This window comes from Collinsella sp. LCP21S3_A9 (assembly GCF_052118785.1).
GTDB lineage: Bacteria > Actinomycetota > Coriobacteriia > Coriobacteriales > Coriobacteriaceae > Collinsella.
This window is the reverse complement of record NZ_JBQKGN010000005.1, coordinates 1-18435: the sequence shown is the minus strand read 5'-3', so window position 1 is coordinate 18435 and position 18435 is coordinate 1. Positions and strand designations below refer to the sequence as shown.

Genomic DNA, 18435 nt, shown 5'->3' with positions numbered 1-18435 from the left:
TGTCTGGGAAACTGTATCCCGTCCTGAGTCGATATTCTGGGATGCACTTTCCGCTAGGGTCCTCAGCCGGAAAGCGCATCCCAGAATTCGACCAAATTGTGGGTCGCACTTTCCGGAGCTAAGCGGCAGTTCGCAAAAAAAAACGGGTGCAGACCGAAGTCCGCACCCGTAAGCGCTGTTTACTTGCGCATCAAGCCGCCGCGCTCGTCGATGGCATCCCAGAAGGCATCGGCAAAGCGAGGATCGCTTGCAGCCATGAGGGCGTTGGTGGCCATCCAGCCAGACGGGGTACCGGTGTCGTAGCCCGAGAGCGGGTCGATGACGACAGCGTACATAGCCTCGCGGTCGAGCGAACGGGCCATGGCGTCGGTCAGCTGGATCTCGCCGCCCTTGCCGGCCTGCTGGTCGGCAAGCAGCTCCATGACCAGCGGGCTCAGCAGATAGCGTCCGACGATGTAAAGGTTAGAAGGCGCAGCCTCGGGAGCAGGCTTCTCCACCAAGCCGCCGATACGCCACACGGCGCCAGGCTCGGCATCGCCAACGCCCTCAGCGCCCTCGAGGGAGCCCACGCGCTCGCCGGCGATAACGCCATAGCGGCTGACCTCCTCGGGAGCACACGCGGCAACAGCGATAACCGAAGCGCCGCCATGCTCCTTGGAGACGGCAAGCATCTTGTCGCAAATGTCATGGTTGGGCACAACATAGTCGCCCAGAAGAACCAGGAAGTTCTCCCCCGCCACAGCGTCGGCCGCCGAGCGAATGGCATGGCCGAGGCCCTTGGGCTCGTACTGATAACGGAAGTCGACCGGCATGCCGCCTGCGTGGGCAACGGCATCGGCATATGCATCTTTGCCGCGCTCGCGCAGCAGGTTCTCGAGCGAACGATCGGGCTGGAAGTAGTTCAACAGCTCGGGCTTGCCAGGAGAGGTGACGATGATAGCATCATCGACCTCCTCGGGAGCGAGCGCCTCCTCGACGACATACTGGATAACCGGCTTGTCGAGAACCGGCAGCATCTCTTTGGGCGTGCACTTAGTGCCAGGCAGAAAACGCGTGCCTAGACCGGCGGCGGGGATGATTGCCTTCATATTATTCAAGGATCCTTTCGCAGGCGCAAAGCGCCCCAAGCGTGCGGCACGGCGGCCGCAGACCAAATTGCGATACCGAAGTATCTTACCGCCGGAGACATACGTCGCCGTAAGGCAAACGCAATTCTTCAGCAGGTCAACGCAAATTATTGCTCGAATGGTGCAATTTTATGCCCCAGCGGTAACGGGATTGGCACGGCGAAGACAGCGGTGTTCTGCGTGCCGAGCAATGGGAATGAGGGGCCAAAACAAAAAAGACGGGGCTCGCAATGCGAACCCCGTCTGCAAAGAAATATGGCGAGAAAGCCTGATTACTTGAGGGTGACAGCAGCGCCAGCAGCCTCGAGCTTCTCCTTGGCAGCCTCGGCGTCCTCCTTCTTGGCACCCTCGAGAACAGCCTTGGGAGCGCTCTCGACGACCTCCTTGGCCTCCTTCAGGCCAAGGTTGGTGAGCTCACGGACGGCCTTGATGACCTGGATCTTGTTGTCGCCGAAGCCCTCGAGCACGACGTCAAACTCGGTCTTCTCCTCGGCCTCAGCAGCGCCAGCAGCGGGAGCAGCGACAACAGCGGCAGGAGCAGCGGCGGAAACGCCGAAGGTGTCCTCGATAGCCTTAACGAGCTCGGAAGCCTCGAGAAGGGTCATTTCCTTAAGAGCATCGATGATCTCATCGGTGGTAAGCTTAGCCATTTCTAAGTCCTTTCGGTTTCCGTGTCTGTGCACGGAGATCAGTTAAAACACGGCGCGAATGCGCCAGGGGTGCGGCGTTGCCGCCGCGGGTGAAAACAGCGACTAGGCTGCCTTCTGCTCGGAGACCTGCTGGATCGAACGAGCGAGACCAGAGGAAACGCCGTTGACGCAGACAGCGATGTCGCGAGCGAAACCGGAGATGAGACCGGCGATCTGGCCGAGAAGCTGGTCCTTGGTGGGCAGCTCGGCGATAGCCTTAACATCATCAGCGGAAACGGCCTTGCCGTCGGAGATACCGCCCTTGATCTCAAGGACGCCCTTGGACTTAGCGGAGAAGTCCTTAAGGGTCTTAGCGGCCTCGACCGGCTCGGTCTCGTAGAACACATAAGCGACGGGGCCGGCGAGGATCTCGTCGAGCTCGGGCTGCTCCTGGTTCTTGAGAGCGATCTTGACCAGGTTGTTCTTGTAGACCTTCATCTCGGCGCCGCACTCGCGAAGCTGATGACGCAGCTCCTGAGCCTGCTTAACCGTCAGACCGTTGTAGTTGACGACGAACAGACCGGCATTCTCGGCGATACGGGACTCGATCTCTGCAACCTTGTCGATTTTGTACTGCTGGGGCATGAATTACACCTCCTCGAATTCTTTCCGGGCACGGTCCGCCACAAGGACGTGACGGGGGCATGTCCAAAAAGAAAGCCCCCGCGCTGCATGAGCGACGGGGGCGAGAAGACATATCTACTCGACCACCTCGGCTGGCGGGATATCCCATTGAGCTCGCGGGCAATGCCCGTTTGCACCGGCTGTCTCTGGCAGCGGATTCGTGCGTGAACCGAAAGTATTATGGCGGGGACCCCGGCTTCGGTCAACGGCAACCCTGGCTGCACACAATTCCACCATCTCGGTCGCGCCGCCAAAGGCCAGGCGCAAGCTTTTCGCTCGGTCAGGTCCTGGGCTCGCACGAAGAGCACATTTAGTGCTCTTCGGCTCGTGCGGAATCTACGAAAAGCTTGCGCCTGGCCTTTGGCGGCGCGACCTGTGTTGACTTTGGGGCAGCCAGGGTTGCCGTTGGCCGACGCGCCCCACTCACAATCCTTATGTCGGTGGGCTGATGGTTTTGGGTCCCGGTGGGCTATAGGGTTGACACGAAGTTGGACAGGCGGCGGAGGCCTTCGTCCAGATCTTGGTCGGAGACGCAGTAGCTGAGGCGGACGTGGCCTTCGGTGCCGAAGCAGTCTCCGGGGACTAGGGCTACGTTGGCTTCTTTGATGGCTTTGATGCAGAAGTCTTCGCTTGTTAGGCCGAATTGTTTGATGCTGGGGAAAGCGTAGAAGGCGCCGGCTGGTTCCACTACGTCGAGGCCCATGGTGTCTAAGGCTGCGAGCACGCGTTCGCGGCGGGCTCGGTAGACTTTGAGCATGGGGGTTGGGTCGACGGTCAGGGCTCGGGCCGCGGCGTCCATTTCGAAGGAGACGGCGCTCGATACTAGGTATTGGTGAGCTTTTGCGATCTCGGCGATGACGGGGGCTGCAGCTGCGAGCCAACCCAGGCGCCAGCCGGTCATAGCCCATGGCTTGGAGAAGCTCTCGATGACCACCGTCTGCTCGCGTAGCTCCGGGTGGCGCTGGGCAAAGCGCTCATAGCCATCCACATAGACCAGGCGGTTATATACGTCGTCGCAGATTACGTAGATGCCCGCTTGCTCTGCCACGTGTGCCACGGCGTCGAGCGATGCCGCGTCGAGGATACAGCCCGTGGGATTGTTGGGCGTGCAGATGACGATGGCCTTAGTCGCCGGCGTCACGCAGGCGCGAAGCGCGTCCTCGTCAATCTGAAATTGCGCGGGCTCCGTATCCAAAAAGACCGCTTTGGCGTGGTTGGCCACGACGATGCTCTCGTACAGACCAAAGGCCGGCGTGGGGATAATAACCTCGTCGCCGGGGTTGAGCATGGCCATAAATGTTGCCGACAGGGCCTCGGTCGCGCCGTCGGTCAGGATGACCTCGTCGGCCGAAAACGTAAGGCCCGCGTCTCCCATGTAGGTAGACAGCGCCTCGCGCAGGGCGGGGCGACCGTTGTTGGGCGGATAGTGCGTGTCGCCGCGGCCCAGCGCGGCGGTCACTTCGGCGCTAATCACATCGGGCGTGGGAAAATCGGGCTCGCCAAGCGCGAGCGCGATGCACCCCGGATGCTGGGCGGCGAGTGCGTTGATCCGGCGGATACCGGAGGGCTTAAGCGTGGCAAGCGAGGTGTTCATGGGTAGACGCATGGCGTTCCTTTCGTAAGGGTTGCACTAGGATAGCGCGCCCGCGCGCCACCAGACGGTGTAACCTAAACGGAAACCAACCGGAAAGGAGGCGGCATGGAGACAACTGCACGCGGCGATGTACCAAAAACGCTGCAAACCATTGCATATATCAGTATTCCCGAGAGCGCCGATCTTGAGTTTTTGCTTTGGGACCTGCAGGATGCCATCGCCGCCTATGCTCAGCTTTCCGACACCGCGCTCCCCCGTTCGGTCGACTTGGAGGCGGATGATGCCGGTGTAGTCGATGGCATGGTGTTCGCTGTTGATGATGCATTTGATGATGAGGCGATGATCGCTGTCGAGCAGATACTCGATCGCTTCGGGGATACAGAGACACGCGTCTATGTCGTCGTCCAGGCCCTGTCAAAAAACAACAAGCAGGCGGACGAAGTCCTCGACCACCTGTACCGGGCATGTATTCTACGCGACCTGCCATGGTGCGGTGGCGTTGTCATCTGTGCCGGCAGCGGTATTGCGGCGCTTCGCCACTCCCCGCGTATGGGCCTCTTACGCCGTCCATTTTCCGAAGCGATGGATAAGCTTGTAGGCGCTGTGCGCATGGGCTGTTCCATTGAACATGCGCAGCTGCTTGGCGGCGGCGATGCCGATAGTGTCGATGTCGACGGCATGGTGCGCGTCAAGCCCGCCGTGCCCGCACCAATCTGGCATGCCATCATCAAACGCCTCGGCGCCCATGCTCAATCAAGGATCTAGATTACCGTGCGGTCCAGTCAACTGCCTCGCGCCAGCGCTCGACAAGCCGCTCCAGGCGCCAGGCCGCGTTAGCGGGACTAGTTGACGGCAACACGACAGCGGACAGACCCGTCCGCTCCTGTAGATAGCGCTTATAGAGGCGCCCCGCCGTACCTCCGTTGCATACCACCCGCTCGATGGGCGCAGCTCCAGTGATGCGTTCGATATATGCCGGCACAACGTTTTTGATGCTCGCGTCGCTCGACCCCTTAATGTCGCAGCTCTCGATCACATCCCACAGGGCCACACCACCGTTCAACAGCATGGATCGCTTGGCGGCAATAGAGGCGTCGAGCGTCGCGGGCTCGCCGCCCACCAAAGGGTCGCCCTCGTTGGGTAGTACAGGCACACCAAGGCACGCGGCCATCACGCGCCAAAAGCGATTCTGAGGGTTGCCGTAATAAAAGGCATTGGCGCGCGAAAGCACCGAGGGAAACGACCCGAGCACCAAAACGCGCGAGTGCTGGTCAAACACGGGCTCAAACCCATGCTCAATATGTTGATAGCCCTCGTCTGACGCCGCCATGACCTAGGCCCTCAACAGATAGCGCACCTCGTAGGGCGCAAGTTCAAGAGAGCCCGTCAGCTCGACCGTGGGTGCTTCGTCGGCAAGTAGGTCGACGAAGGAGCCGTTGAGTTCGCCGGCTCCAAAGGTATAAGGCTCGTTCACGGCATTGACCGCCACGAGCACCGTCGCGTCGTCGCAGGCGCGCTCGAACAGCAGCTGTTTGTTCTGAATCATCACGTTGCGATACGCACCGTAGTTGAGGGCACGGGCCGCCGCGTCGTCGGCCGAGCGCAGGTGCGTAAGCTGTGTGATGAACGCCGTCAGCTCGTTGGGCGCAGGCTCATCGAGCGCAGGGCGCAGCGCCCAGTCGCCATCGGGGCCGCCCTTTTCGCCAGCAATTCCCCACTCGCTGCCATAGTAGATGCACGGGATGCCCGGCATGCCAAAGAGCATGCCGTAGGCGGGACGCAGGCACGACTTGTCGGTGAGAATGCTCGCCAGGCGCGGCACGTCGTGGTTGTCGACAAACGACAGCAGGTGCTTGCCGCGATAGATGCACCACGGGTCGCCGCCAAACTGACGGTGCAGCGAGTGGGCGATCTCGAACATGTTGATCGAGTTAAAGCTGGAGTACAGTCCCTTGTAACACTCGTAGTTGGTGCAGGAGTCGAGCATCTCGTCGTTGACGATCTGGTTGTAGTCGCCGTGGAGCGTCTCGCCGATCAGCACAAAGTCGGGCTTGAGCTCACGGGCAAAGGCGTGCAGGCGGCGCATAAAGTCGCGGTCGAGCATATAGGCGACGTCCAGGCGCAGACCGTCGACGCCAAAGACCTCGGCCCAACGGCGCACGGACTCGAGCAGGTAATCGACCACGGCGGGGTTTTGCAGGTTGAGCTTCACGAGCTCAAAATGGCCTTCCCAGCCCTCGTACCAAAAGCCGTCGCCGTAGCACGAGTCGCCGTCAAAGCTGATGTGGAACCAGTCCTTGTAGGGCGAGTCCCACTTGCGCTCCTGCACATCGCGGAAGGCCCAAAAGCCGCGACCGACGTGGTTGAAGACGGCGTCGAGCACCACGCGGATGCCGTGGGCATGCAGCGTCTCGCACACGGCGGCAAAGTCGGCATCCCCACCCAGGCGACGGTCGATGTGGCGCAGGCTGCGCGTGTCGTAGCCATGGCTATCGGACTCGAGCGGTGGGTTGATGAGCACAGCGCCAATACCGAGTTTTCGCAGGTAGTCGGCCCATTGGGCGATTTTCATGATGAGGGCATCGGGGTTGGGCGCGTCGTTGGCAGCCTGGGCAAGCGCATCCTCGGCAACGGGCGCGGCGTTTTCGCGCGGAGCTCCACAAAAGCCCAGCGGATAGATTTGATAGAACGTCGTCTCGTATGCCCACATAGCAACCTCCCGGTAAGCTTAACACAACGACATCCATTGTATGCCCGGCAGGGTAGTTAATTTGGGACGGGCTTGGCGCAGCGTATGGCCGGGAACAGCACGGTGATGGCGAGGATCTTGCGAAATAAATGGTACTGCCGAGATGCCGCCGAGCGAATAAAGAGGTGTCCGCACGGATGGCTATCCTATGATGAAGGCGGCATATTCCCACACCTGACCTACAAAGGTAGTTGAACGATGGCAGACATTAAAATCAAGATCGTCAGCAATCCATATCAAGAAACTGTTCGGTTCTTCCGATGGGATAACGGCTGGCAAGAAATAACGACCTCCACAAATCCCAATAGCGCGCTCCATAGCACGAAGATCGTTAATGGTTTCTTCCCCTTTAAGGCCGAAGAGATCATCGACATCCTCGCCAAAGAGTTCGGCGGCGGCGACAAAATCGAATTGCATTTTGAAGGCGCGGATGACGAATGGCAGGAGTTGCTCGCCATCTGCACCGAAGGGCCACGCGCCAACACATACGAGGCCATACGAGACGAGCGTTATCTATCAAACGCCCGAGACGTCTTGCCAGAAATTGTCGAAGTCTTCAGGGAAATCCAGGGGCTTGTAGACGAATCAGTCTCCGAGCGAACAAAAGTCTCTGAGCAAATTAGAAAGTTCACCGATGTCTCGAGCGACATCATCCCGCTGTGTGTACTAGGCAGCTATAGTGCAGGCAAATCGACGCTCATCAACGCCCTCATTGGCATGGAGATCCTTCCCAGCGGCGACGAGCCTGTAACGGCCCGCATATTCCAAATCAAACGTTCAAAAGACCGAGATCGCGCGATGGTTCAATTCTCCTGTGGCAACAGGCGATTCTTGCTGCGCTTTGATCTTGATGGCCTCATGGAAAACAAAGAGCTTGTGGGGGAGCCCCTATACGACATGATCGCAGCCAAAGTCGCCGATTCCATGCCCGGCATGGCCTCCCATATGAACAGCGCTCTCAAGGTTCTTAACTCATATCATGCCGATGAAGACGACCGGACTATCTCCGATCTGATCAGAATCGAAGTCCCCTTTAGCGATACCGACCCGTGGCCCCATGACAGGGAGTTTGTCATCTTTGACACCCCGGGCTCAAACTCTGCCTCCAACGCCGATCACGCTCGAGTGCTCAAACAGGCAATGGAGGGCCTCTCAAATGGCCTTCCCATTTTCGTTGCGGAGTACAACTCGCTCGATACGAAGGACAACAAGAACCTCTCCAACGAAATAGAGCAGATCCCCGCAATCGATGAACGCTTTGCCATGATCGTAGTCAACAAAGCAGATTCCGCCGACCTTCCCAAAGGCGGATTCGACGATGAAGCCGTCTCGCAAATCATGCGTTGGTCCATTCCGGCCAGCCTTTACGGGCAAGGTATCTACTTTGTTTCTTCCATCCTCGGCCTAGGCTCAAAGAACTCCAGCGAGTTTATAAGCGACAACTATGCCGAAAAATTCGAAGACCAGCAGCGTAAATACACCGATCCGACAAGCCGCTTCTACAAAACGCTCTACCGCTACGACATCCTTCCAGGACAGATCTCGCGCAGAACCAACCGCGAATCCGAGGCTTGCAAGGACCTCCTTCTTGCCAACAGCGGACTCTTTTGTATCGAAAACGAGATACGCCTGTTTGCCGAGCGGTACTCCGCATACAACAAATGCAGCAGATCGGAATCGCTCCTACAAGATATTGTCAGCATAACCGAAGAAGAGATTGCCAATAAGAAAACCGACCTCGAACAAAAGAAAGCACAGCGAGAAGCCGAGCTCGAAGAGGATAAGCGCAATCTCATCAACCAGCTCGAAGACTGCAGAGAGCATGCAAGGCTGGACTCCTCGGCCAGCTATGCCGATGCCATCGACAGGAACGTTTCCGCCGAGCAGTGGAAAACCAACCTTGACACGCTTCAAGCACGTCAAGGCGCCATTACCGAAGACAAGCGAGAGCGCCTCGAATACTCAAAACGATCGAACGCAGCCGCGCAAGCGTTTGACTCAATCGCCCCTAACTTTTTCAATAGGCTCGGCGATTCGATAAAAGGAAGCCCGGCAAACACACAAAAGGACGTCGGCTCTCACCCAACATTTGGGTTAGCGGAGGTTGGCAAAGGCCTTTGTGATGACATCACCGATGCGCTCCAAAAAAGATCCGACGCAAAGGCTGCCGAAAGAACAGCCGACAAAGATGCCGCCGACCAGCTCTTTAACGAGGTCATCAATCACTATGACGAATGTGCCGAGCAAATAGCTCGGACCATCGATGAGCTGTCGCAAAGCTATTGGAAGGATTGTGCGGAGCATAGCCGCGATGCCCTCTATCGCATCGCTACCAGCAGCGACAATCCTCTTTCCGAAGAGAAGCGCCAAGAGGTCGGCGATATCATTCTTAAATATCGTGGCCTCGTGCTCGATAAGACAAAGGGTCCCATTTTCAGCAAGGCAGACTTTACCGAACTGAAGCTCATGGACCGTGTCATCTTTAAATCTGACAAGCTTTTGCTTAGGAAAGTCGAAGACAAATTCAACCGCGAAATCTCACGGTGTTTCTGCGAAGCACGCGCCGAAACAGAGCGCGAGCATACTTACGGCTTTACCGAATGGCTCAACGAGCTGCTCGGCCAAATTACGAGCAATATCACCGACTACAACCCGGTGCTCCATGGCCATGTCGAAGACATCAACAGGCAAACCGCGGAGATCAACGCTCTCGAGGCAAAACTCGAGACGCTCAATAATCGAAAAGAGTACATTGCGCGCGTCATTAATTGGAAGGAATAGGCTGATCGCATGGGCATCAAAAACGCGATTATGCGCGCTGCCGATAAAGCCGGCAACGCGGTCGCAACCGTCTCGGTACTCAGCAGCTCCCAACTCGATGAGGTCGACAAAAAGCGAACAGCATACTTGTCAGAAAAGCCGAATCCGGCAGATGAGCAAGCTATCGAGCTCACCAATCGGCTCTTGGCAACTGCCGCCGTTGAGCTTCACAACGCCTATCTGCCGCAGCTACGAAATGTATACGCGCCGATTGACCCCTCTATCGAATACCCCACGGGTTTTAACGCCGACAACAACATCCGCTTCATGAATATCACGAAGTGGGTCGTCGACCCCAACGAGGACAGTCTCGAGAAGCTCGTAAATGTGTACGACGTTCTCTCTGACGAAGATTGCAACATTGCGCTGGTTTTTAATCGAACCAGCGCAAGCACCGAGGTATTCCTTGCAGTCGTCAACAGCGACAATGCCCGCGACAACATCGACGCCGATAATTTTTCCCGGCGCATGTCGGATGCCTTGAGGGGCAACTTCCCCGGTTCCGAAGTGGGACCCGCCAACCGCGGCCCCATTCCGTGTCTAGACAATCGACGCTCGTCTTCGGTTGCCGCCGTTTCGAATATTCCGGCCGAAAAGAACGAGAAGTTCGTCACGCAAACCATTGAAAAAGTTCTTGACGGCATTGTGCCTGGCAGGCCGAGCGAAGACTACACTATCGTGCTGCTTGCAACCCCGATCCATGATATCGAATCGCGCAAACTCCGTCTCGCCGAACTCCACTCACTGCTGACGCCCTATGCCTCATGGACGACCAACTATACCTACCACCAAAACGACTCCATCGGATCGTCCGCGACGGTTGGCATCAATGCAGGCGTGAGTGCCGGCAGGCAGGTGGGGAGCAATCAGGCTGTTGCTCAAAACTACAACGAAACGGACTCGACAAACGAGTCGACCTCGGAATCGAGCAGCGAGAGCGTAACCGACTCGTCCACATCGACCGAAAGCATCACGGATACGGTCACCGACGGCAGAAATGAATCCTCGAGCGGGAGCGTAAGCCTAGGTGTAGGCGCAGGCGCATCCGCAGGCGTATGCGGCGGCGGCAATCTCGGCGTATCCGCAGGCGTATACAGAGGCGGCAATCTCGGCGTATCCGCAAGCCATACCGAGGGCTCGTCACACTCCACATCTACGTCTAAAGGCACAAGTTCATCTACCGGCAAAGCCATATCAAACTCACTCGGCAAAGCCGTTACCAGCGGCGTTGGCAAGGCTGTCTCTAAGGGAGCGTCCGTAACTTCCGGCGTTTCGCAGGCCGTAAATCTTGGCGCCAACTTTGGCGGATCATTCGCGCGCTCAAGCACGGTCACCGCTACCATCGGCGCCGACGAAGGCATCACACAGACGTTCAAGAATTATTCCATCCAACACGCGCTCGAAATCCTCGAGTTGCAAATGAAACGCTACGACCTCGCCTCGGCACTCGGCATGTGGGACTTTTGCGCCTACGTGCTGTCAGAAGACCACAACGTCGCGAATAACGTTGCCCACACCTACCTCGCCCTCACCCAGGGCAAAGAGTCCTATATGTCTCAGGCTGCGGTAAACCTCTGGCGCGGAGACCTCGGAGAGCAAAGCGCCGACGCTGTGGCAGTCTGTTCCTACCTTCGCGATTTGCGCCACCCTGCTTTTGCCCTCTCCCCCGCCCTGCTCGATCAACATCCAAGTTTTTCGGTTTACCCAGCAACAGTCGATGCAACGACCGCCCTTTCGGGCAAAGAGCTTGCCTACTCGCTCAACTTTCCCAAGAAATCCGTCCCAGGGTTGCCCGTTATCGAGTGTGCCTCTTTTGGACGCAATGTCTCAACGTTCGATGGCACGCAGCCCCAACAAGGCCTTTGCATAGGCAGGGTTTTCCATATGCATCGTGAGGAACGCATCAAAACGTTCCTGTCAAAAGACTCGCTCGCCTCGCACACCTTTGTTACGGGCAGCACCGGCGCAGGAAAGACCAATACCGTCTACCGCATCCTCGATCAGGCGCTCGATCAGCAGGTCAACTTTCTTGTTATTGAACCTGCCAAGGGCGAATACAAGGACGTGTACGGAGGCCGCGAAGACGTAAACGTCTTTGGAACCAATCCAGAATTCACACCGCTCCTGCGCATCAATCCTTTTAGCTTCCCGTCCGGCATCCATGTGCTGGAGCACCTCGACCGACTCGTTGAGATCTTTAATGTTTGCTGGCCCATGTACGCCGCCATGCCCGCCGTCCTTAAAGACGCTGTCGCCAGGTCATACGAAGATTGCGGATGGGATCTTGCCGCTTCTGATAACCCGTATGGAGCCGATCTCTTTCCCTGCTTTGCAGATGTTGCCCGCAACGTCCGCGAGATTCTCGACTCCAGCGAGTACGATGCCGAAAATAAAGGCGCCTACAAGGGGTCGCTGCTCACGCGTCTCAACTCTCTCACCAACGGGCTCAACGGCATGATGCTTTCGTCGAACGAAGTCGATGCTAGCGTGCTTTTTGACGCCAACACAGTCATCGATCTATCGCGCATTGGCTCCGCCGAAACAAAATCCCTACTCATGGGTCTTCTTGTACTCAAACTTCAAGAACATCGCATGGCCGAGAAAAAGGACATGAACCAGCCGCTTCGCCATCTGACCGTGCTTGAAGAGGCGCACAACCTGCTTAAGCGATCGTCGAGCAACCAAGGCTCGGAGAGCGGCGACCTGACAGGCAAGAGCGTCGAGATGATCTCAAATGCCATCGCCGAGATGCGCACATACGGCGAAGGCTTCATCATCGCCGACCAGGCGCCCGGCCTTCTCGATATGGCAGCCATTCGCAACACAAATACCAAGATCATCCATCGCCTGCCCGATCTTTCGGACCGCGAGCTCGCCGGTCGCGCTGCCAACTTAAACGACCAACAGATCATCGAGCTGGCACGCTTGCCTAAGGGCGTTGCGGCCATTTACCAAAACGATTGGGTTGAGCCGGTGCTCTGCAAGATCGCCAAAGCAGACGAAGGCGAGCACTTTACGTACAGCCGCCCCATCGAAGACACCACAGACAACCAACACGATGACGCTCTTTCCGTAGCGCGCATGTTGGCATACGGCATCAGCATTGGAACCGAGGCGGAACTGCATAGCATTCGCGAACGGCTCGATCGCCTCCATATCGGCGCGTCCACAAAGGTCAGTATTCTGCGCACTGCCCAAAACCCGCCCAACGAACCGCACATGACCAAGCTGGCGCCCATTATGAGCGCGCTGTTCCCCGATGTCGTCAAAACGGTCGAACGTGAGCTCAAGAGCAGCAATGAAGCCGAGCAATTGACAAGAGCGGCAGAAGAGGCGCTCGGGGCTTCCATCAACCGCGATATCGACAGCCGCACCAGGCAGGTCATCATTCAGGGCATCATGACAGACATCCTGTACCTGCAAATGCAGGATTCAAAGTCATATGACGACTGGCGTAACTGGAACGAGAATTGCGAGGTGAGCTAGTGGAGCTCAGGCAAATGAAAGTCGGCGAAGCAAAGCCGAGTGATAAGCATGGGTTTAATCCCGACAAGCTTATTGGTTCCGAATCAAGAGAAGCCAAGGCTGAGATTAAAAATGTCGGCCGCAATGAATCCCTCGATCCCGACAAATTGATTAAGCCTTCGGTGGAATCGTGCGACTATCCTTCGACTTATAAGGAGCGGCTGGGCCGTACTCCAACTACGGAGAATCCCCATGGCAAATGGTCGGGCGATCGAGGGGAGTCGATGTTTGTTCCCACAGTCGATAGGGTTTGCGAGATTCTTCGAAACAAAGGTCTTGAGGGCATCAATTACAAAGATGCTATTCCCGATTTCGGCCCCATCGCCGAAGCAAAGGTAACCATACAAGGTATGAGCCAACATAGGCATTCGCTGATAGGCGAAAATGGCGAGCGCATAGTCGGCAACTATGAAAAGGCAGACATTGAATGCGCAAAAGCTTGGAACCTTGAGCAGCGCGATGGCAAAGATGATTGGACGCACGAAGATGTCAAGAATTGGCGCGAGGCAAATGGGTACACCTGGCACGAGCACAATGACATGAAAACGTGCTACCTTGTTCCGACCGAAGTTCACGACGTATGCAGGCATCTCGGCGGCGTAAGCGAAATCAAAAACATACTGAATCAGATTGGCGGCTTCGATGACTAACGGCATGAATCTGTGGGGCAGGGATTTCTCGCTCCCCGTCTATTACGAGTGCGACTCGGACCAAGGCGTCCTCGACATTCAAAAGGAAGCAAAGGACGCCCTGCTTGCAAGCTGGAATACCGTTGAGGACAGCAAGGAAGCGATCGAAGATTATTGTCTCGAAAGAGACGGCGATCAGATTGAGGGCCCCATTACAAACATCTTTAGATACGTTATTCCGACCAGCATCGTGGTACTGCGAAGCGATGATGCTCGCAAAGCAGCGCTCATGTGCAACTATCGCTTTGACCCCGAACACGGACTTGCTGCGGTATTTGAGAACGAAAAACTTACAGCCGTCGTCCCCCAAGACGAGCTCTAGGTCGATCATACGCAGACAGAAAAACGAAAACCGAGGCCACTCCAGTACATACCGGAGCGGCCTCGGCCTCTTTTACGTATACTCAGCGAGGTAGCTAAAATAGCCCCGTCCCAAATTAGCTACCCCAGACCCTTTCTAAGCCGCGGTGAAATACGGACTGTTTGCCGGGTTTATTGGGCCCAGCAGTCCGTATTTCACCGCAACTGATGAGGGGACGTGATTAGGCGACGGGCTTTGCGCGGCGTATGGCCGGGAACATCACCGTGATGGCGAGGATGACGCCCACGACGGCAATCGCCCCGCCCGCGAAGCCAATCCAGGCGATACCGGGGCCCGAAACCACGGCGCCGCCGATCGCGGTGCCCGTGCCGATACCCAAATTAAAAAGGCCCGAGAAGATCGACATGGCGACAGCCGACGAATCCGCCGGCGTGTACTTGATAAGCTCGGCCTGAAATGCCACGTTAAAGGCCGTGGCGCAGCAGCCCCACAGCACGCAGACGGCAAGCACTGCTGCGAGCGACGATGCGGCCGAACCCATGAGCAGCAGGGCCGCTGGCACGCCGGAGAGCGTGATAGCCAAAAACGGGAAGCGGTGCCCATCGAACAGGCGGCCAAACAGCCAGCTGCCCACCAGACCGGAGCAGCCAAACGCCGTCAGCGTCATGGTAATGGCGCCCGCGTCGACGTGCGCGACCTGCGCCAGGAAGGGCTCGATATAGCTGTAGCCTGTGTAATAGCCGGTCGCCATAAAAACCGTGACCGCGTAGAGCGCGATGAGGAACGGGTTCTTGAGCAGCTCGGGCAGCTGTTTAACCGCAAACCGCTCTCCCGCCGGCATGGCCGGGAACACCGCTGCCTGGTACACCACCGCGGCGGCAGAAAAGGCCCCGACCACGGCAAACGTCATGCGCCAGCCCACGGCCAGGCCGATGGCGCGGCCGATCGGCAGGCCAAAGATCTGTGCGATGGACGAGCCCGTGGCGATCATGCTGATGGCGAGCGCCCCGTGACGGGTGTCGACCAGGCGCGAGGCCATAATCGAGGCGACCGACCAGAACACGGCATGTGCGCAAGCGACCACCAGGCGTGCGCAGACCAAAATAGGATAGGTGGGCGCCACGGCGGACAGGAACTGACCCAGAGAGAACACGGCGAGCACGCCGAGCAGCATACGCTTGAACTCAAAGCGCGAGGCAAACACCATAAGCGGCAGCGACAGCAGCATGACGCCCCAGGCGTAGACCGAAATCATGATGCCTGCCTGGGCCTCGGTGAGCGAGAACGATACGGCAATATCAGTCAGAAGGCCGATGGGCATGAACTCCGATGTGTTGAACACGAACGCGCAGCAGGCGAGCCCGATAAGCGGGAGCCACTGCTTGAGCGAGATGCCATCTTGTCTTGCCTGAGTCATGTAGGAAACCTCTCCGATTGTCTTGGGCGGTGGGCGATTATATAGCAACGGCCCCGCATCCGTCAGTACAGATGCGGGGCCGCAATCAACTCAATACACAGAGGTTGCGCCGTCAATAAATAGCTAAGCCAACCCCAGCAATATGCCCGCCGCATGCACGATAAACGCCACAATCCAGGCGACCATCACCTGAAACGCAAACACGGCAACGGCATAGCGCGCGCCCAACTCGCTCTTGACGGCACCGATTGCCGCCACGCAGGGCGGGTACAGCAGCGTAAAGACCAAGAACACGTAGGCGGTAAACGGCGAAAACATGGTCGACAGCGCCGCGGGTGACGTTGCATCCAAAAGCACGGTGAGGGTCGAGATGACGCTCTCCTTGGCGATAAGTCCGGTGACGAGCGCCGTGGATGCACGCCAGTCGCCAAAGCCAAGCGGCGCCAACGCCGGCGCGATGATGCTACCCAGACCGGCAAGTAGACTCTGCGACTGATCGGCGACCACATTAAAGCGGATGTCAAACGTCTGGAGGAACCAGATGACCACGGTGGCGGCAAAGATGATGGTAAAGGCCTTGGTAATAAAGTCCTTGGCCTTATCCCACGCCAGCATCACCGTCGTCTTGATGCTCGGCAGGCGGTAATTGGGTAGCTCCATGATAAACGGCACCGGGTCACCCTTAAATGCCGTGCGGTTGAGCACCAATGCCGCGATGCAACCGACCGCAATGCCAATCAGATAGAGCGAGACCATGGCGGGGACCGTCGCCTGCGGGAAGAATGCTCCGCACAGCAAGCCGTAAACCGGCAGCTTGGCCGAGCAGCTCATGAACGGCGTGAGCATGACCGTCATCTTGCGATCATGCTCGGATGGGAGTGTACGGGTCGACATGATAGCCGGCACGGTGCAGCCAAAACCGACGAGCATGGGCACAAAGCTGCGGCCCGACAGGCCAAAGCGACGCAGCACCTTATCCATGACAAAGGCCACGCGCGCCATGTAGCCGGAGTCTTCCAGAATGGAGAGGAACAAGAAGAGCACGACGATAATCGGCAGGAAGGTCAGCACGCTGCCCACGCCCGTAAGCACGCCGTCGACAGCCAGCGAGCGCACCACGTCATTGGTTCCAAACGCCTTGAGACCCGCATCGGCCGAGGCGATGATGACAGCGATGCCGTCCTCCATAAGTCCCTGCAACGCCGCGCCGATCACGCCAAACGTCAGCCAAAAGACGAGGCCCATGATCACCAGAAACGCCGGGATGGCCGTGTAGCGACCCGTCAGGATGCGGTCGATCTTAACGGAGCGCACGTGCTCGCGGCTCTCGTGCGGCTTCACCACGCAGCGCCCACACACGTCGCCGATAAAGCTAAAGCGCATATCGGCCAGCGCGGACAGGCGGTCGGTGCCAGCCTCGCCCTCCATCTGGGTAATGATGTGCTCGATAGCGTCAAGTTCGTTGCGATCCAGGTGAAGTGCCTCGGTCACCAGCTCGTCGCCCTCAACCAGCTTGGTCGCCGCAAAACGCACCGGAATGCGGGCCGTCACGGCATGGTCCTCGATCAGGTTGGCAATGCCGTGGATGCAGCGATGCAGCGCACCGCCGTCCGGGCCATCGGGCGCGCAGAAGTCCAGGCGACCCGGGCGCTCGCGGAACCGCGCCACATGCAGAGCGTGATCCACCAGCTCGTCGATACCCTCGTTGCGGGCAGCGCTAATGGGGACAACAGGCACGCCCAACAGGCTCTCGAGCAGGTTGACGTCCACGGCGCCGCCGTTGGCCGTCACCTCGTCCATCATGTTGAGCGCGATGACCATGGGGCAGTCGAGCTCCATAAGCTGCAGCGTCAGGTAGAGGTTGCGCTCGATATTGGTGGCATCGATGATGTCGATGATGGCGTCGGGATGCTCGTCAAGGATGAATTGACGGCTGACAATCTCCTCGCCCGTGTACGGCGACAACGAATAAATACCGGGCAGGTCGGTAACGCTCGCCTCGGGGTGGTTACGGACAGTACCGTCCTTGCGGTCGACCGTCACGCCGGGAAAGTTACCAACATGTTGGTTGGAACCCGTCAGCTGGTTGAACAGCGTGGTCTTGCCGCAATTTTGGTTGCCGGCGAGGGCAAAGTGCAGCGGCGCGCCCTCGGGCACGGCCGTTTTTGCCGCACGGGGCGAATACGTCCCCTCACCGAGCGCCGGGTGCTCCGTCGTGCCGATTGCGGCGTTAACGCGCGGGCTCGTATCGGTGTCGTGAATACCCACGAGCTCAATGCGAGCAGCATCGTCTTTGCGCAGCGTCAACTCGTAGCCACGCAGGCGAATCTCGAGCGGGTCACCCATGGGGGCGTACTTCATCATGGTGACTTCGGTGCCCGGCGTTAAGCCCATGTCCAAAATATGCTGTCGGAGTGCCTGGTCGTCCGATGCCACCGATGCGACAACGGCGTCCTTTCCAATCTCGAGTGTATCGAGCTTCACGTACGTGTTCCTCCCCCGACGCCCACAGGGCGTTGCATTTATGTTCACCATTGCTAACCGTTTGCCATGGCTAACCAATTTTAACCATGCATGATAGCGCGAACATGCAGCGACGTTCAATCAACAGATTGTTGCAATGGGGACAGATCGCTTTGCCCAATAGATGCGATGCGGAACAACCAGGCGCGGGAGGGGATTCCGGGACACGGTTTCCCAGACGGCACCCTTTCGGAAACCGCACCCCACTATTCAGGCGAATTCCGGGATGCAGTTTCCCGATGGGGGGGACTGCGGACAAAAAGTTGGACCGTTGAGGTCCGGAACGGAGTCCGCATGGCATACAGTAGGAGAATGGTGGAGAGGGCCAGGGCGCTTCGCGGCGCCGGGCTCACCGT

Annotated in this window: 13 protein-coding genes; 5 read left to right on the top strand and 8 right to left on the bottom strand. The window is 58.0% G+C overall.

Annotated elements, in window-relative coordinates; translation table 11 throughout:
* Positions 1 to 179: 179 nt before the first annotated feature.
* The 4 genes from ACTQ05_RS03015 to ACTQ05_RS03000 all read right to left on the bottom strand — a co-directional run bounded on the left by ACTQ05_RS03015 (position 180) and on the right by ACTQ05_RS03000 (position 4046).
* Positions 180 to 1088 (bottom strand): UTP--glucose-1-phosphate uridylyltransferase, encoded by a 909-nt coding sequence (locus ACTQ05_RS03015; protein WP_154514705.1) that lies wholly within the window; start codon positions 1086 to 1088, stop codon positions 180 to 182.
* Between the two features lie 311 nt (positions 1089 to 1399).
* Positions 1400 to 1777, bottom strand: a complete 378-nt coding sequence (gene rplL / locus ACTQ05_RS03010) for a 50S ribosomal protein L7/L12 (RefSeq protein WP_154514707.1) — start codon at positions 1775 to 1777, stop codon at positions 1400 to 1402.
* A gap of 102 nt (positions 1778 to 1879) precedes the next feature.
* Positions 1880 to 2401 (bottom strand): 50S ribosomal protein L10, encoded by a 522-nt coding sequence (rplJ, locus tag ACTQ05_RS03005; RefSeq protein ID WP_117646079.1) that lies wholly within the window; start codon positions 2399 to 2401, stop codon positions 1880 to 1882.
* A 508-nt stretch (positions 2402 to 2909) separates the two neighbouring features.
* Entirely contained in the window at positions 2910 to 4046 is a 1137-nt protein-coding gene (locus tag ACTQ05_RS03000) for a pyridoxal phosphate-dependent aminotransferase (RefSeq protein WP_441537906.1), read from the bottom strand.
* 93 nt (positions 4047 to 4139) lie between these two features.
* Between ACTQ05_RS03000 and ACTQ05_RS02995 the strand changes: the two genes are divergently transcribed.
* On the top strand, positions 4140 to 4799 hold the full coding sequence (locus tag ACTQ05_RS02995; protein WP_441537905.1) for a hypothetical protein: 660 nt from the start codon (positions 4140 to 4142) through the stop codon (positions 4797 to 4799).
* A 1-nt stretch (position 4800) separates the two neighbouring features.
* Here ACTQ05_RS02995 and ACTQ05_RS02990 read toward each other — a convergent pair whose 3' ends face one another.
* Positions 4801 to 5364: a uracil-DNA glycosylase family protein gene (locus ACTQ05_RS02990; RefSeq protein ID WP_441537904.1), complete on the bottom strand. Its 564-nt coding sequence runs from the start codon at positions 5362 to 5364 to the stop codon at positions 4801 to 4803.
* 3 nt (positions 5365 to 5367) lie between these two features.
* Positions 5368 to 6744: an alpha-amylase family glycosyl hydrolase gene (locus ACTQ05_RS02985; protein ID WP_441537903.1), complete on the bottom strand. Its 1377-nt coding sequence runs from the start codon at positions 6742 to 6744 to the stop codon at positions 5368 to 5370.
* A 237-nt stretch (positions 6745 to 6981) separates the two neighbouring features.
* Between ACTQ05_RS02985 and ACTQ05_RS02980 the strand changes: the two genes are divergently transcribed.
* Genes ACTQ05_RS02980 through ACTQ05_RS02965 form a run of 4 tightly spaced genes read left to right on the top strand, consistent with a single transcriptional unit; the run spans position 6982 to position 14139 of the window.
* Positions 6982 to 9564 carry a dynamin family protein gene (locus ACTQ05_RS02980; protein ID WP_441537902.1) on the top strand — a complete coding sequence of 861 codons (2583 nt, stop codon included), beginning with the start codon at positions 6982 to 6984 and terminating at the stop codon, positions 9562 to 9564.
* A gap of 9 nt (positions 9565 to 9573) precedes the next feature.
* A complete protein-coding gene (locus ACTQ05_RS02975; RefSeq protein ID WP_441537901.1) occupies positions 9574 to 13089 on the top strand; it encodes an ATP-binding protein in 3516 nt (1171 codons plus the stop codon).
* Complete coding sequence (locus ACTQ05_RS02970) at positions 13089 to 13778, top strand: HNH endonuclease signature motif containing protein (RefSeq protein WP_441042019.1); 690 nt, start codon at positions 13089 to 13091, stop codon at positions 13776 to 13778. The genes ACTQ05_RS02975 and ACTQ05_RS02970 overlap by 1 nt, the downstream gene beginning before the upstream one ends.
* A complete protein-coding gene (locus ACTQ05_RS02965) occupies positions 13771 to 14139 on the top strand; it encodes a DUF6985 domain-containing protein (protein ID WP_154514722.1) in 369 nt (122 codons plus the stop codon). Before ACTQ05_RS02970 ends, ACTQ05_RS02965 begins: the two co-directional genes overlap by 8 nt.
* A gap of 220 nt (positions 14140 to 14359) precedes the next feature.
* On the opposite strand, the gene ACTQ05_RS02960 is transcribed toward ACTQ05_RS02965, so the two are convergent.
* Entirely contained in the window at positions 14360 to 15556 is a 1197-nt protein-coding gene (locus ACTQ05_RS02960; RefSeq protein ID WP_427796027.1) for an MFS transporter, read from the bottom strand.
* A gap of 123 nt (positions 15557 to 15679) precedes the next feature.
* On the bottom strand, positions 15680 to 18091 hold the full coding sequence (gene feoB / locus ACTQ05_RS02955) for a ferrous iron transport protein B (RefSeq protein ID WP_441537900.1): 2412 nt from the start codon (positions 18089 to 18091) through the stop codon (positions 15680 to 15682).
* Between the last annotated feature and the right edge of the window lie 344 nt (positions 18092 to 18435).